11 protein-coding genes are annotated in these 16,536 nt (G+C 36.1%); 1 reads left to right on the forward strand and 10 read right to left on the reverse strand.

The window, feature by feature from the left end; translation table 11 throughout:
- From A9D35_RS05075 to A9D35_RS05100, 6 genes are all read right to left on the reverse strand, one after another.
- Positions 1-1,635, reverse strand: a complete 1,635-nt coding sequence (locus A9D35_RS05075) for a GH39 family glycosyl hydrolase (protein ID WP_083191615.1) — start codon at positions 1,633-1,635, stop codon at positions 1-3.
- Between the two features lie 270 nt (positions 1,636-1,905).
- Positions 1,906-3,357, reverse strand: coding sequence for a glycoside hydrolase family 30 protein (locus tag A9D35_RS05080; protein WP_066219871.1), 1,452 nt, complete (start codon positions 3,355-3,357; stop codon positions 1,906-1,908).
- Between the two features lie 19 nt (positions 3,358-3,376).
- Positions 3,377-4,981 carry a sialate O-acetylesterase gene (locus A9D35_RS05085; RefSeq protein WP_066219874.1) on the reverse strand — a complete coding sequence of 535 codons (1,605 nt, stop codon included), beginning with the start codon at positions 4,979-4,981 and terminating at the stop codon, positions 3,377-3,379.
- Positions 4,982-5,187: 206 nt separating this feature from the next.
- Positions 5,188-6,183, reverse strand: a complete 996-nt coding sequence (locus tag A9D35_RS05090; RefSeq protein ID WP_066219877.1) for a Kelch repeat-containing protein — start codon at positions 6,181-6,183, stop codon at positions 5,188-5,190.
- A gap of 42 nt (positions 6,184-6,225) precedes the next feature.
- Positions 6,226-6,831 (reverse strand): helix-turn-helix domain-containing protein, encoded by a 606-nt coding sequence (locus A9D35_RS05095; protein ID WP_066219879.1) that lies wholly within the window; start codon positions 6,829-6,831, stop codon positions 6,226-6,228.
- 210 nt (positions 6,832-7,041) lie between these two features.
- Entirely contained in the window at positions 7,042-7,752 is a 711-nt protein-coding gene (locus A9D35_RS05100; protein ID WP_066219882.1) for a DUF4488 domain-containing protein, read from the reverse strand.
- 239 nt (positions 7,753-7,991) lie between these two features.
- Here A9D35_RS05100 and A9D35_RS05105 point away from each other — a divergent pair, with 239 nt between their 5' ends.
- Positions 7,992-8,444, forward strand: a complete 453-nt coding sequence (locus A9D35_RS05105) for a ferritin-like domain-containing protein (protein WP_066219885.1) — start codon at positions 7,992-7,994, stop codon at positions 8,442-8,444.
- Between the two features lie 118 nt (positions 8,445-8,562).
- Here the strand turns inward: A9D35_RS05105 and A9D35_RS05110 are convergent, their stop codons facing one another.
- The 4 genes from A9D35_RS05110 to A9D35_RS19430 form a co-directional block, all read right to left on the reverse strand.
- Positions 8,563-11,415 (reverse strand): CBM96 family carbohydrate-binding protein, encoded by a 2,853-nt coding sequence (locus A9D35_RS05110; RefSeq protein WP_066219888.1) that lies wholly within the window; start codon positions 11,413-11,415, stop codon positions 8,563-8,565.
- A 361-nt stretch (positions 11,416-11,776) separates the two neighbouring features.
- On the reverse strand, positions 11,777-14,077 hold the full coding sequence (locus A9D35_RS05115; protein ID WP_066219891.1) for a T9SS type A sorting domain-containing protein: 2,301 nt from the start codon (positions 14,075-14,077) through the stop codon (positions 11,777-11,779).
- Between the two features lie 356 nt (positions 14,078-14,433).
- Positions 14,434-15,153: a sulfatase-like hydrolase/transferase gene (locus A9D35_RS19425; RefSeq protein ID WP_218017725.1), complete on the reverse strand. Its 720-nt coding sequence runs from the start codon at positions 15,151-15,153 to the stop codon at positions 14,434-14,436.
- Entirely contained in the window at positions 15,105-15,896 is a 792-nt protein-coding gene (locus tag A9D35_RS19430) for a sulfatase-like hydrolase/transferase (protein ID WP_218017726.1), read from the reverse strand. The genes A9D35_RS19425 and A9D35_RS19430 overlap by 49 nt, the downstream gene beginning before the upstream one ends.
- Between the last annotated feature and the right edge of the window lie 640 nt (positions 15,897-16,536).

A 16,536-nucleotide genomic window follows, 5' to 3' on the forward strand; every position in this document is an offset into this window, starting at 1 on the left:
TTATTCATTTACTTGTTTAATTAAAACTACACTCCAAGGTGTTAGTTCTTGCTTTAAGGTTAGTACCCCGTTTTTATCAGCTTTTAGCGTTTCCATTTTCATGGTATTTGCATAAGCTTTCATCGTTTTAATTTGTTCTCTTGTTGGTGGTTCTGGTTTTCCCATGGCTTCCCAGTAATTATGGATATTACCATGATCTTTATCTAAAGTTTCAATTTCGAAAGTGCTTCCGGCTGGTAATCCTTTCACCGTAAACGCTAAAGCTTTAGAGCTCCCTTCCTCCCGTTTATTGGTCCCTGAAGGTACTGCATTTTCGTATTCCTTCGGGTAATTATAAGCTAAGGCTGTAATTTTTTTCGTCTTAGAATCTTTACTTACAAATAAATAATCATCTTTATACAATTGCTCATCACCTAATTCGTGTAACATTCTATACGCGTGATAGGATGGCTTTTTTAAACCCTGAAAATTGATCATCCCAAAACCGCCATGAAAAATACTAGATGCGCCTCCTTTTTCTTCAAAGATATCGGTGAAGGTCCAAAACGCTAAGGAATTTGTTAAGCCAATACAATCTAAATTAGAACGTACAATGTATGCAGCCGCAGGTAAACGGTCGTGCATAGCATCTCGACTACTCGGACTCGTATTCCATTCGGTTAAATGAATTTCGGCATCGGGAAAATGACTCGCTTCTATGGTTTTCTTTAACCACTCTAAATCTATTTTAAGCGACTTTGCAAAACGTGTTAAACCCCGCCCTTTTCCGGTCTCCGGATTAAAGGCATAATCTGTAGGATATGGATGTGTAGACACAAAATCTACTGGTAATTTTTCCTTATAGCAATAATCTAAAAAGTCTTCTATCCATACACCATGCCAGTCTAAAGCATTAATATCCTCGGCTTTAAATACCGCTTCAGAAACTTCATTATTAGTAAGCTCGCCATCAAATCGGGTATCGGGCACAAAATTACTGGTAGATGGCCCTCCCACTTTAAGGCGATTATCTACCGACTTCACCGCTAGAGCAGATTGTTTATACAATTCAAAATATTGCGATTTGGTAGCATCCCAGAAAAACGGATATAAATTTGGCTCGTTCCAAACTTCGAAATACCAGGTTAGCACCTCCTCTATACCATAGCGATCTACACAATGTTGCGTAAAGGCTTGAACCAAGTCGTGCCACTTGGAGAAGGTATCTTCTTTAGGCGTAATATTGGCTTTCCACCAAAATACGGTTTTAGAATTTTCTGCTGCCATACTGCTCGGAAAGAAAGCTAACTCCACAAAAGGTTTTACATTTAAATCTAACATTCTATCGAACAAATCGTCGATATATTGCCAGTTGTAACTTAGTTTCCCACGCTCTTCGACTATAGGAAACATATCGTCGTGAAACAAACCATGAAAACGTACATATTCAAATCCACAATGTTCTTGAACCTCTTGTAATTGTTCTAACCAACCGGCACGTAACCCTTCGTTAGCTCGTCCAGCGCCAACCATTTTACTCCAATAATGATCAAATTTTTCTCCAGATTTTGAAGCGTCAATAGTAATATTTTGAGCTTGACAAACAAGCGCAAAATTTAAAACAAAAACAAAAAGGATATGTTTAAATGATAGCATAGTCAGGTATGGTCGTTTTTAGGTTTTGGTTGTAATTGTTTAACTCATGGCAATTTCAAAAAAAAAATCTTTTTTGAATATAAACCATCATTCATAAGTCATAAATTATCGCCCATTTCAGCAAAAACAAGGGTTACAGCGGTATTCCTGGCTTCGATTAAACCGTTTTACACGAGTACTAACAAGCCTTTATAACAAAAAGAAAGCGCTAATAGTAAGGTTACTTTTAACGCTTTCATGCTAAAAAACTACAACTATGCAACAATTAAATTAACTTTTAACCAGTACTGAATTGATTGAGGTAGGTTGAACTTCTACCCCTATTTTTTGATTTCCAATAGCAATAGTAATCGTTTTTTTTGTGGCTTCAGGATTATTTATTAACACCATAATGCGTCCGTCTTTTAACTGATACGCTAAATGATTTTTTCCTTCGGAAGATTTTAATAAATGATCTCCGGGCTGTACAAAATGCGACACATGTTTAAACAGGTAAAACTCGTCTGTATAGGTTACTGCTTTAGTGTTTTTATCGATCACCACCATAGAGTTTTGTGGCCATCCCCATGCACTCGCACCCGTTTCATCTAAAATCATATTCCAATACATATAAGACCCTGCGCCATTATTGGTATAGTGAACCAAGTCGCTCCAAGAACGCGCAACAGAGGTCCAATCATTTTCATGCTCGCCACATTTATTTTCGGTTTGCATTAATTTTAACTCAGGGAATTCTTTATGAATCGTTGGAATGGATTTTGCTCCACCCCACTGAAATCCGACACCATCAATAAATTTTGCCGTGTCTTTATAATTTAAAACCGTTTTTACATAATTAGGATCTCCAGAGTTTACGGTTCCTAACCAAATTTTAGTATTAAGATTGTCGGCTTGAAATTGCGGCCCTAGAAAATCGTTTATAAAATACGCCATATCTTCTGGACGCCAAGTACACGACGGCCAGTTAGGCTGATAAGCGATTTCATTTTGTGGCTGAATGGCTGCTAATGCAATCCCTTCCTTTTTATACGCCTGAACAAATTTTGAAAAATACAAGGCATAGGCTTTTAAGTAACGCTCCTGCATTTTAAACCCTGTAGCATTATTTAAAATCTCACCGCCTTCAACTAATTTATTTCCTTTTTTAGCATTTTCGAAATCCCCTTCCCTCATGGCATAATGCTCGTTAACTTTCATCCAAGCTGGTGGCGACCACGGCGAGGCCCAAACTTGTAAATCTGGACGAACGGCTAAAGCAGCCTTGATATATGGCATTAAAATATAGCGGTCGCGATCGATATTAAAATCACGCATTTCAAAATCTTCTGCCACATCGTTATGGCTGTAATAACTTAAGGCGTAATCTGAAGCACCGATTGGCATACGGCACATCGAAAAATTACAACCTTCTTTAGAAAATATCGCATTAATTACAGCGTCCTGTTGTTGCTCATCTAGACTCTGAAGTGCCTCCCAACCCATTTCGTTAAAAGAACCGCCTATTCCATCAATTACTTGTAACTTTTGGTCGGTGTAAACGGTTATGTCTGCTGTAGACGCCGGTGTTTTCTTTAAAAAGCGCTTGGCTTCCACCCAACGTTCGGATGCCGTGGTATAAATTAAATCTACATTTTGAGCACTAATTACATTACACGTAAATATTACCGCTCCTACAAGTAAAGGTTTTATTGGTAAATTTAAAAAGCGATGTTTGTTTGTCATTTTATTTTATCGTTAGTTATTATTGTTCTGTTGAAAACACGGCTGCTGGTAAGCCTGCCGAATTATACAAATTAGCTTTATCTGGAAAACCTGTCCAAGCATATCGCACGGCCTTTGGCTGACTAATGCTATCATTCCAAACTTCGATTTTAGCTTTAGCACTAATTTTAGCCTGTGCAGGTAGCCAAATACCATCGGGACCTAAAATTTCGAAACCAGATAAAGGTTCGTCTGAAATAACGGGTTTTGCCAAACCTTGCTTTTTTGCCACCTGTAAACCAGAAGCAACATCAGTAAAGGTGATTTGAATTTTATTTTGTTTCACTTTAAAGGTTTTATAAAGAGGTCCGCTCACTGCTTCCACCGTTATTCCATACTCATTTTTTAAAGCCCAAAGGGACAAACGTTCTCCGGCATCCATTTTATTATGCGGATGTATATCGCTAGCTTCACCTATATCGTGCAAGACAGCCATTCCTGTATTTGGTAAGTCTAAAGATTTTCGCAATTCATTATTAACCATGGCCCAACCATCGTTAGCGGCTTTATCTCCACGTTCGCAGCCAGCTAATTGCACCCAATAAAACGGGAAATCGCCTTGCCCCCAAGCCGATCTCCATCCTTTAATCATAGCCGTAAAATACATTTTATAGCTTTCTGGCAGATATTTCGCATTGCTTTCACCTTGATACCAAATAGCACCTTTAATGGCATAAGGAATTATGGCATTCAACATCCCGTTATATAAAGTTGCTGGTTCTTGCATATTTTTTGTAGGATGTGTCGTTGGTTTTGGAGCTCTTCCCTTAGAACCTTTAGCCTGCCATGTAGCTAAATTTTGTTGGTATAAGGTATCTACATACCCGGGAGCATCCATAATTTCGATGGTACGGCTAACCGTTTTTCTGTTCGCTTCAAAATAGGCCTTCAAATGCGGATCGGAATTATACGTTTCTTCCGAAATCCACGGTTGCACACGTGTACCTCCCCAAGAGCATTCCACCAAGCCAACAGGTACATTTAAGGCTTTTCGTAATGCCTTAGCGAAGAAATATCCAGTAGCTGTAATTTTTTTAACGTCCTCTCCGGTCGCACTTACCCACGCTCCTTTAAAAGTCGTTTGCTTTTCAAAAAGTGAGGTATTTCGACGGACTTCTATATGTCGTAATTGATTGTCGTTGGCTTGAGCAACCTCAGCTCTAATATAGTCCACCAAAGGTTGATATTGTGGTTCTTTGGCATCGTTTAAAAATTTTTCTAAAGCAAAATCCATATTAGATTGCCCGGTACACAACCACACTTCGCCCGACAACACATCGTTGATTTCAATTTTATTATTCCCACTAATGCTAATGCTAAAAGGGCCACCCGCTTTAGGTGTTTGTAAATCCACGCGCCATGTACCATCGGCACCTGTTACGGTTTTTGCTATTTTACCCCAACTCCCGGTTACAACAACAGCTTCATTAGGATCTGCCCAACCCCAAATAGGAATTTTAGTTTCACGCTGAATTACCATATGGTCGGAAAACAACGGATTCACCGAAACATCTGCCCATATATATTGTGGCCATAAGGCGCAAACCAGTAAAAAAGAAACGTATTTAAATAAAGTCTTAAGCATATTTTAAAGGCATTACTGTCAACATAGAAATGCTTAAGCAAATTGCTAAATTTTAAGGAAGAATTATATAAGTCATGTTTCTAATGCTATAAATTATGATGTATTTAATGTAATATGAGCCAAAATTCCAGCATCCCGCGCTAGAGTTGCTATTTATTTATCATTTCGATAAAACACTTTTAAATTTTATATTAAGGAAATCATCACTATTCTGACAACACTGATAGCGTTTTTAATTCGGTACTTCCGCCGCGTTCTGCACAACCCGAAGCGATGTATAATCGTCCTTTATACTGAATTAACTGTGTGCCATGGCGCCCCTGATCTAAATCTGGCCAGCTCCGCCAAGTTCCTGTCTTTGTATCTAAACAATCTACGGTACTGTAAGCTGCTTTTTGTGTCGCACTTTCACCTCCCGTTACTATAATTTCATCCCCTAAAGTTAAGGCCGTTAAACCCGCACGTTCTGTAGGAAGCTTGGTCTTTAAAGTAGACCAAGTTTCTGTTTTTAAATCGAACACATCGATTTCTGAAACTGTAAGATCCATAACTTTTTTAATTTTACCTGAAGATCGTCTTCCGCCAATAACATACAATTTATCATTACAAACAACCGAAGTAGCATGATCTCTAGCGCGAGGAGCATCGGCCAATGTGCGCCATGTTTTGGTTTTAAAATCGTAACAATCTGTCCAAGCCACATGACCATCCCAATGTCCATCTAAAATTCCACCTACTATATATAATTTATCTTTATATATGGTAGCCGTACTAGAACCTCTAGCTCGATTCTTTGGCATTTTAAATGGTGAAGACCAGGTATCTGTTTTTGGCGAATAGGCATACACAGCCTCTAATGGTGTTTCATGGATGTATTTCCCCGTATGTGCGCCCACAGCTAAAATATCACCTTTATAAGCGACACCCTCAAAATGATGAATTTCTACCGGAGGTTTTGCTCCGCTGGTCCAAGTATTCGTTTCGGGATTGAAGATGGAAACTTCTTGAATTCGCCTGCCTCCCGCCAAATAGAATTTACCATCGGCTTCCACAAATGCCGCTTCGTGTCGTTTAACAGGTTCTCCCGTACAGCTTAATTCTTGCCAAACAGCATGTTCTAAATCTTGGCCATAACTAGCTCCGGTAAATAGTATCCCTAGAAGCGCTAATATAAAATAGAAAAGGACATTCTTTTGTTTCATAAGCTCGAGATTAAAAGATTTATTTCAATACTAATTAAGACGTTAATTTCTGATAAAATGAATTCTAGGTTTATATGTCAAGGGTTTATTATTTTGAATTCTGAAGGTATTCCAAATAATTAAAATAATATTTATAGCATACATAAAGATTAGGAATCCTAAAATTCGAAATTGTCCACTCATAATTATATTCACATTGACTTTACCCTGAGTATTAAAATCGATTAGGATTAATAATATATTTATAATCCAGCCTAAAAAGAGGACGAGTACCCAGGTGATTTCGAAGTTAATTATATGCTTGCCTACCTGGTTTACATCTTTAATTTTATCCTTTTTAGAAACATACATTATTAATGGAACAATAATCCCCAATAAAGGAAACAATAAAAAAGTTAAGGCCGATAAATTCATAGCCTTTACATACCCCGAATCTTCAACCGCAGTCCAATCTAACAACTCATCGGCTGTACTATCCAAGGCTTGGGCTATTTTTTTTAGCGAATCGCCTGTGGGTTGGGTTTCTCCGTTTTCTACACGCTGAATGGTTCGTAAACTTAAACCTGAATGTTCACTTAATGCCTCTTGAGAATACCCTTTTCGTTTTCTTAAATCTTTTACTTTTACTGCTAAATTCTTGTTCTTCATTTTATTTTGTATGTTCAATTAATTCAATACAAAACTAATTTGAACCGCTTGTGTTTGATAGCGTCAGCTTTATGTCATCTTTACGTCATCGCTGTCTAATGGCCGAATTTACTGATTTCTAGAAGTTGATTCCTATAATTTCTAAACCATGAAACACAAGTTACAAAATATGACGAGTATTCTCATAAAATTTCAATTTACAAGAAAGAGCTACTTTCTTTTGGACCAAATTTCGTGAATAGGATCACCTTTGCTAGATAAGCCTGTATGGTGCCAATGCCCATCTATAAGCTCATAATTGAATTTTAAACTTTGCCCTACACGAGAATCATCTTTAGAAAAGAATTGAATATTTTCGGTGTATTCATTATTTATGGTAGTATACGTACCACCTCCTGTGCCTTTAAATTCTTTAGTTTCTGTGTTATAAGCAATCCATTGAAACCGGGTTCCAGACAATATTTTCATGGTTTTCCGTGGTACATCGGTTGGTCGACTTTGTGTTTTTCCGTCTCTTACGCGGCCAGACATAAGCCAAGCACCTTGTAATTGTCCTGGCATACCAGCATCGATTCTTTTAAATGTTATGCCTTGATCTACTATATGCAAACTGTCATCGGTGAGCGTAATTTTAAATGCAACTTCCGTTCCCACTTGTTCTGGGTTGGCAGAGTTAAATTCAATATGCTCCGTCAACATATCTCCTTTTAAGGTCCAAGCCCCTCCGCTGGTGCTCATAAAGGCTCCAGTTGTTTCGTTGTAAGTACTTGTAGCTTGAAAGCCATCGGAAACAATTAAAACCTGTTTTACAGATTCTCCAGCTTTTGATGTACTACTATACTCCCATGCCCCCACCAAACTTTGAGCATTTATAGTATAAGATAACATGAGTCCGAAAATAACCAAAATATTTGTTTTCATGATTTCAAATTTTAGAGTTAAATAGTGATATAATTCTTAAAGTGAAAAAGTTACAAAATATTTAAATCAACTTCATCATTAAAAATCGCCTATTTATTAAGATCCTTCATCTTAAACCTTTTACAGCTAAATTTTAATTGGATTGCAACAATCCTCTCCAAGCACATCTTGTAATTTTGGTAGCAGAAGAACGAGTAATACGTTGTTCTTCATTTTTATAAATGAAAAAATTTAAAATTATGAAAACGTACACAGATATTGTTGGAAACAAATTAAATGCCTTGTTAGAGAAAACTTATGATGCAGAAAAAGGATTCGCTAAGGCTGCAGAACATGTAGATGAAACACCCTTAAAAAATTATTTTAAACGGAAATCGCAAGAACGATTAACATTTGGACATGAGTTAAAACGAGAATTAAGCGCTTACGGACAAGAGATTGACAAAGGCGGAAGCTTTACAGGACAAGCGCACAGAACTTGGATGGATATTAAATCGGCATTTACTACAAATAACGAAGATGCCATGCTTGAAGAAGCGATTCGTGGCGAAAAAGCTGCTGTAGAAGAGTATCAAGATGTTTTAAGTGAAACCGATTTACCCTTAAGCACCAAAACTATTTTAGAATCACAAAAATATACTATTGAAAGTGGTTTAAATAAAATTAAAAGCTTAGAGGATATTCGATCTTAATAGAACGAAATAAGTATTCTACATATAAATAATAATCGCCCTTAGTATTAATTATACTAAGGGCGATTTTGTATTCAAATACATTTAAACCTAGCGTAACACGCTACATAAAAAGGGGCTATTTCTTAATCAACTTTTTGGTTGTTTTTACACCTTTTTTATTAAGACGAACAAAATAAATTCCACTATTAAGTTTACTGATATTTATAGGTTGTTGATCGGTTTCTATTTGATTTTGAAGCACCAATTTACCTAACACATTGTAGATAGACATACTAGAACCAGCTGCCCTAGAAATTGTAAATTCATCTGTAACAGGATTTGGATACAGAGAAACCATTCTGTCTGTAGTTTGAATCCCTAAAGATTCGTCATAATACTCGATTACTAATTGTGGAGGTAAATTCAATTCATTTTCCTTACTATACCAATCGATTCCAATACCACTATCTGCCGGATCTTTTACTGCCATAGATACAATTTTATCGTTATTATACTCTTGCGCAACGTAAGAGGACGCATCCCATTCGCTCCACGTAGACGGAATAGTCGTAACTCGAGAACGTTCATTCTCAAAAGCTGGTTTGTTATTCCATGTTACTGTAGATTCTTCCCAAGAATCATCTGCAATATCATAAATCACTCTAAAATCTTCATAACGCGTACGTTGGTACATACGTAATTTGGCAGAAATAATTGGACCAGGAATATTACTTAAATCAAATTTTAAAAGCACATACCTAGCAGATTCCTTAGTCACTATATTTACGGCATCACCATAATTATTATTAGCCTGTCCTTCATGCACATAAGTATCGGCAGCAACAATTAGATTCTCTGTACCGCTTACAGCATCTACAACTTGTAATTCTTGAGTTACTGTTTCTGCAGCATTATAATAATCGTTTCCGCCTTGCATAGCCGAAATGGTAGTCAATCCAGATCCAACAATATGAATCTTCCCATCTACGATAGTCGCTACAGCTTCATTAGAGCTAGCATAACTTACTGGTAACTCTGAACTTGAGGTTGCCATAGGATCGAAATCTTCGGTATCTACAACAGTATGTGGTATAGTATAAAATTGAATAGTTTGATCTTCTTTTACTATTCCTGTTTGAGAAAATTGAAAATTGTCTAATTTAAAGGCTTCAGATGTTCCTCCAAACATAATTTTGAAACTTTGCACGCCTTTATTCAGCACAATATCATCTGCAATTGTAATTGTTTTCCAATCGGAATCACCTGAAGAATTTGGCGCTCCAAAAGGCACGATTATACTTTCTGTGACATCTTGCCCAGCCACATTTAATTTAATGGTACCATCTGCCACACTTGCTGCATAGGTAATACTAAAACTATAAGATGCCGTTTCTGGTACAGAAATCGTATAAGTTAACCATTCTCCAGACTCTATACCTGTAATATTATAATTACTGTCGCTTAATGCTTCTATATCTACACCATCGAATGTTCTATATGCACCTCCTGTATTGGTTGTACTTTTGTCGTGGTATACTCTACCCTCTCCATTTTGTAATGGATCGTAGTCGAAATTTTCAGCTTCAACTGGATTCAAAATATCGTGCATACCATAAATTGGTAAACTTGAAGCATCAAAGCCCATTATAGGATCTCCATAACAAAACATTGGTCGACGTGCTGTTAAAGCTCCCCATCCTAAAGCATCATTCGTCCAACCTGCAGCTTCATAACTTGATAATTCGATAGCTTTATCGCGGGCGCGTGTAATCCACTTTACCTCATCTTCCATTTTAAAACCACGACCATAATAATGCGCTACTGGCATTTCAAAAACAGGACGCACTCCTGGAAAGTCGGCCCTTCCTTCTGGACTTATAGCTTTAGAATACCAACGTCCGGTTCTATCGAACCCTTCTTTAAATTCCCCTGAACTTACTGTAGGTTCCCATGGTGTAGATTGGTCGTCGTAACTTTCTATGGCAGACACATTATATTTCATATTATATTCAAGCCCTAACAACAGTCTGTCATTTGCAAAACTATAAAGATCGTCACCTTGATTCCAAGCCATTTCGGCCATCGAGGTTAACAAACCTATACCAAACATAGTGTGTTGTTGGTCACGAGAACTTTCTTGACATTGACCATTATCCCAAATATAATTAGTCATGACTTCATTATAGCCATAATCCTCAATATCGTAACCTCTAATAATGCTATAAGTATCTGCGTAATCGTTACTGGATGTAATAGCATCGCTAGTATTTGGTCCGGCTGGATAAGGTAAATCATCTGCACGATGCGGTAAACCTTGAACATATCTTAAAGCACGATCGTACATAATTTCGTTATCTAAGAAGATACCCATGGCTAAAACGGTTCGCCACCCAGACAAACCTTGGTTTCCATGTCTTACAGGATCACCTTGATAGGCACTCCAATAAAATGTGGTGTTTGTTCTAATATCATCAGGCACTGTGGTAGTAGAATACCCTGGATACACTAACATGTCTTTAAACGCCTGAACATCACTTTCATTCCATCCCGTATAGGTGCTGTTAATAATTTCGGCTGCTTCAATCATAATATAAGCGACACCTCCACTTAGCGCCTCTGTTCCTCCACTTGTTACTGAGGTTAAGTTAGACCAAGCTTTAAAAATTTCTATAGCTTTCTCAGCGTGTTTGCTATCGCCCTCTATATACCATCTTAAAGCATTATAGTAAGCGGCCCGAATATCGCTATTCCATGCTCCATAATTCACTTTACTATCTCTTCCTAATTCGGTAAATGAAGGATCTCCTTGTACAACGTAATCGTAACTTGACTTTTGATCGGTAACCATTTCTTGATAAGAGGTGTACCATGGATCTATTTGGGCTTCAACCATGGCTTTCATCCTATCTAAATCGGATTTTTTATGTGTTAAACCAGGATGCACAAATTGTGCCTGTGCGACATACATTCCTATAAAGAATAAGAACATAGTACTAAAGCTTTTCTTAAAATTTGAGGCATAGAATAGCCTCTTTGGGGTAAAGTTTTGTTTCATAATTCAATTAATTAGTTATTAAAATTATTGGTTACAACAATGAGCTGTTTTAATTTGGTTACACCACTCATTATCTGTGTAGTAAAACTATTCAAACAAGATAAAAACGACTATAAATTATGATTTTAAAACTGTAAATTATCATTCATTTTCATTCAAAAGCAGGATAACACCTAACATGTGAGTCTTATGAAAAATTTTGATAAACTATTAAAAATGAAAAAGCCAGCTTACAAGAAAACTGGCATTTTTTAGAATCTAAAATTAGTACATTGAAATGTAATTGAATCTTCTTTTAGTTTTTAATAAATTTTACGGTTTTATTTTGCTTTCCTTGTAATTCTATTAAGTACATGCCTTTAGACAATGCAGATACATCTAGTTCTACGGACTGTATTCCGTTAGGAAACACCCCATTCTTAGTTACTCGACCACTAACATCTAAAATTTTATATGTTCCAAATTGTGAAGCAGACATTTTAATAGTTAACCTATCGGAAGTTGGGTTAGGATAAAACTTAAATCCGTCTTTAAAATTAGTATCTACGGATAGTGTTTCGCTTGGCAAAGCATAAATAGCTTCTGTATTTAAATCTGTTCCTGTAACATCGGTTACTTTTAGCCAATACCAATATTCCGTATCATTTTCTACACTGTTATCTGTAAATGTGGTACTTGTTACACCATTTGAAATTAATTTTCGACCACTAGCATTATCGTCTGTATCTCTAAACACACCAACATTCTGGACATTTATATCTTGTATATCCCAATGTAATGTAACAAACCCGTCACCTGGTTGCGTTGATAAATTTATTTGAGGATTCAATTCTTTAGCTATAGCACTTGCTGCTTCCGAATTAGTACTTACTCCAGAAACGTCGGTTGCTTTGATCCAATACCAGTATTCTACTCCAATTTCAGCTGAGGAATCGGTATAAGCATTACCATCCACATTCGAAGCTATAAGTTTTCTTCCACTAGGATCTGAATCGGTATCTCTAAACACATCTTGATCACCAAGTTCGATATCCTTTAATTCCCATTGCAACAATACTGAATTATCTCCTGAATAAGCTTGTAAAGTAATACTCGGATCCGGAACAGCCGGTGTAGCACTTACCACATTAGAATCTGTGCTTTCTCCAGAAATATCTGTAGCCTTTATCCAATAAAAATACTCTGTACCATTTTCGACTGTTGTATCGGTATAGGAATTACCTTCAACGTTCGGGGCTATTAACTGTCTTCCACTAGGGTCTGCATCGGTATCTCTAAAAACGTCCTGATCTCCTAAGGTAACACCCTCCAATTCCCAAGTTAAAACCACTTCTCCATTTCCTTTTGATGCAGAAAGTGTTATTACAGGATCTACATTTACTGCTGTTGCACTTGCCGAGTTAGAATTAAATGTATTAGAAGCGTCGTCTGTAACTTTTACCCAATACCAATAAGTAACACCATTTTCGGCTGTAGTATCTGTATAATTTTCACCTGTTACTTTACTGGCAATTAGGGTTCGTCCACTAGGATCTGAATCGGTATCTCTGAAAACATCTTGTCTAGTAGAGATAAGATTCTTTAATCCCCAATCTAAATATATCATATCGTCCCCTGGTACTGCAGATAACCCCACACTTGGTGAGTCATCATAAACACAATTCAAAGTATCATCAGAAATGTTACCCGATTGAATAACAGATTTAGGCAAACTATAATCTGTTTCATTCCCATAAGAATTATTATCGTAAACATTTCCTGTTACTCCGTTTACTCCCGAAATTCCTGCCTTAGCATTATTAGATACGCAATTTCTTTTAATATCGATATTGGTCGTTGGCACGCCTTCCGAATTTGCTAATATCCCAACATCACCATTATCTTTAACAATGCAATCGTGCACTAAATAGCCGATGGTATTGGCCGCTCTTACTCCTCTAAAATAATTACCAGACATTTCGCAATTGTAAACTTTTATATCTTCACTATACGAAATATTAATACCATTGGCTGAAGTGGAATTTAAAAACTGACTATCTCTAACTTCTGCACCATATACTCGACGTAAATACATATTATGAGCATAGCCCTCCTTACCAGCGGTTCCATTTCTTTCAAATAAGCAATCTTGAACCAATAAGTTTTTTGTTCCTTTTATATGAACCCCCCAACCAGTTTCGAAACAATGAACATTAATAATCTTAATATTTTCATGGTCCACACCTTGTGAAGTGATTTGAATACCTCCGCCATTAATTGCATTTGTTCCTTGAATAGCTAGGTTTTGAATGGTTAAATTTTTCAAACCTTCAGCATCTGCAATGATCATGTTCATATTAACTGTAGTTTGTAATAAACTTTCCCAATTTCCTTCTCCTTGAAGGGTAACGTTACTTTTTATTCTTACAGGGGTTGTTATAACATGGGTTCCTTTAACTAGAGTTACAATTCCTCCCCCACTTGCAGCGACATTATCAATCGCCTCCTGAATACTTTCACCTGGTAAGACCGTTTCATCTGTTGCCCATAATGTAGTTGATAATAATATTAAACAGACTGCAAAAAATAGCCGTTTAAATACGTAATAATTTTTCATAAATATTAGTTTAAAAATGGTTAAAAATTAGCCTTAAAACTTACTTAGTTTTAAAATAACAATGTCAATCAAAACAAGTAACTCACTAAAAATGAGCACTTATAATATTGTAATATTATTACATTATGAGTAGAATGATTATAAATTATAGGTCTTTAAATATAAATTATTAATCATTTCAATTAAAATAGACCAAATACAACGAATTGACATAAAACACTTTAAGCTAAACTTCAAGTACTTACAATTTCTAAAAACGTAAAATTATTTTTATATAATCAAGTAGTTAATTACTAAACTAAAAAATCAACTAATTCAGTCATAAAAAAAGGTGTTTACTTTAGTAAACTTTATATTTAATTAGTTTGATCCCACAATCTATACGGATCATTACTCGCTATCATTTCTTCTAATAATAAAGCTTCCATTTCAGCTAACTTTTGGGCATACTTTGGATGATTTGCTAAATTGGTTTCCATAGCACCATTTTTCTGGTGTTCGGGCAAATATTCGTGTGGATTTTCTGCTAGATTAAAAAGTTGTGTTTCTCTTACCGCGCCATCCATAACATCATACTTTATTAGTTTCCAGTCTCCCTTTTTCACGGTACGCATTCCTGGTTTGGTACCTCCGGCATATACGCCATACATAACATCTCTTACATTTTCTCGCTCACCCTTTAACACCGGAACAAAACTTTTACCTTGAACAGTTTCGGGAATGTCAATATTTGCTAAATCTAATACAGAAGGCAGTACATCTGACAAATAAATGTTTCCGCTTTTGGTTTTATTTGCCTCTAATCCTGGGCCTTTTATTATAAAAGGGACACGCCAAGTATGTTCGTATAAATTTTGTTTTCCCATTAAGCCATGGCGACCAATAGCAATGCCATGATCGGAGGTATAAATAATATAGGTGTTTTCTAATTCGCCAATTTCTTCTAGCCTTTTAAGGACTTTTCCCAGCTGAATATCTATGTTTTCTGAACAGGCAAACTCGCGCCCAACTTCATTTCTTATGGTATTTACATCTCTATGTTTCCAAACGCCACTAACACGTTCCTCATCACGCAAATCTGGGTGACCATGAAAAAAGGATGAGCCTCTAAATAATTTTCTGGAAGTTGTGGTTGTTTGTCATTCAATTCTGGGACGCCATTTTTATCTTTAAAATTAACAGCGCCATATTTTTCAAGTAATTCTGGGGTTCCATTCCGGGTATCGTGTGGGTGCGAAAAACCTAAGTAAATAAAGAACGGATCCTTATCTTGCGACACTTCTCTTTCTCCTAAATAATTAAGCACTTGCTTAGCATGCCATGCGCTCCCACTTTCTTCAGTGCCGCCGCGTTTGGTTGCATCATGAACTACGGTAAATTGTTTATTGGCACCAGGGTAAGAATTTCCCTTTTTACAGGTTCGCATGGTTTTATATCCCGCTTTATTAAAAAGCGCACCTATAGTTTGCTCATCTAATGGATGCGGACCAATTTGTGTTTGAAACTCTGCACTTGGCGGTAAATTCCAAACTGTTCTCCCAGTCATAATCATATGTCTTGAAGGCGTACACACCGCGCCATTCATAGATCCCATATGTCGAGCACTTGCAAATACAATACCTTCACTTGCCAATTTGTCTATATTAGGTGTATCTAATATAGAATTGGGGTTATATACTTTTAAATCGAAAGGAGATTGATCGTCGGCTAAAACAAATAGAAAATTTGGTCGTTTCTTTTCTTCTTGTTTTTTATCAGCCTCTTTACAACTCACAAAAAATGCGATGCAAAGAATAGTCGTTATTTTTAAAATATTCATTCTGTTATTTATTTTAATTCTACAGTATTCTTTTCAGAATTCTTTTTACCTCTTAACTCTTTATGTAATGATATTTTAATTTTTTAACAGCTTTTTTGCCATTACATAAAACATCAAAAACACTCATACAAGATTATAATTATCTATCAACTTTATTATAAATTATAACTCATACATTATAACTTATTAACCTTTAATCCCGAAAAAAGCACGAAATCGAGGGTACACAACACGATTTTATCTAAACAAAACGAAACCAAGCTTAACTTAAAAAACGGGAAATAGAAAAAGGAAATCTTCCTTGCAGAGCAGCAACTAATTGTCAGAAATTATGTCCTTAAAACTGAAAACACGCTGCAGAAACATTTTTCCCTATCAGTATGAACTCAAAATAGAAATATTTCATATTCATAAAATCACTAACACAAAATTTAATAATTAGTAAAATTTATACGCTTTATATACATTATTAACACTTCGTCGATCAATTTACTTCGAATTGGGTCATAATTTATAGAGTTTGAATAATGACTTATAGTGAATCCATTTCATTCTAAATAATTTTAAAAACGTTCATTTTCATGTATTTAAAACCACATAAAAATGAACATTAACCAATAATATTTTAACCAAAATTCAT

Source organism: Formosa haliotis (assembly GCF_001685485.1).
Lineage (GTDB): Bacteria > Bacteroidota > Bacteroidia > Flavobacteriales > Flavobacteriaceae > Formosa > Formosa haliotis.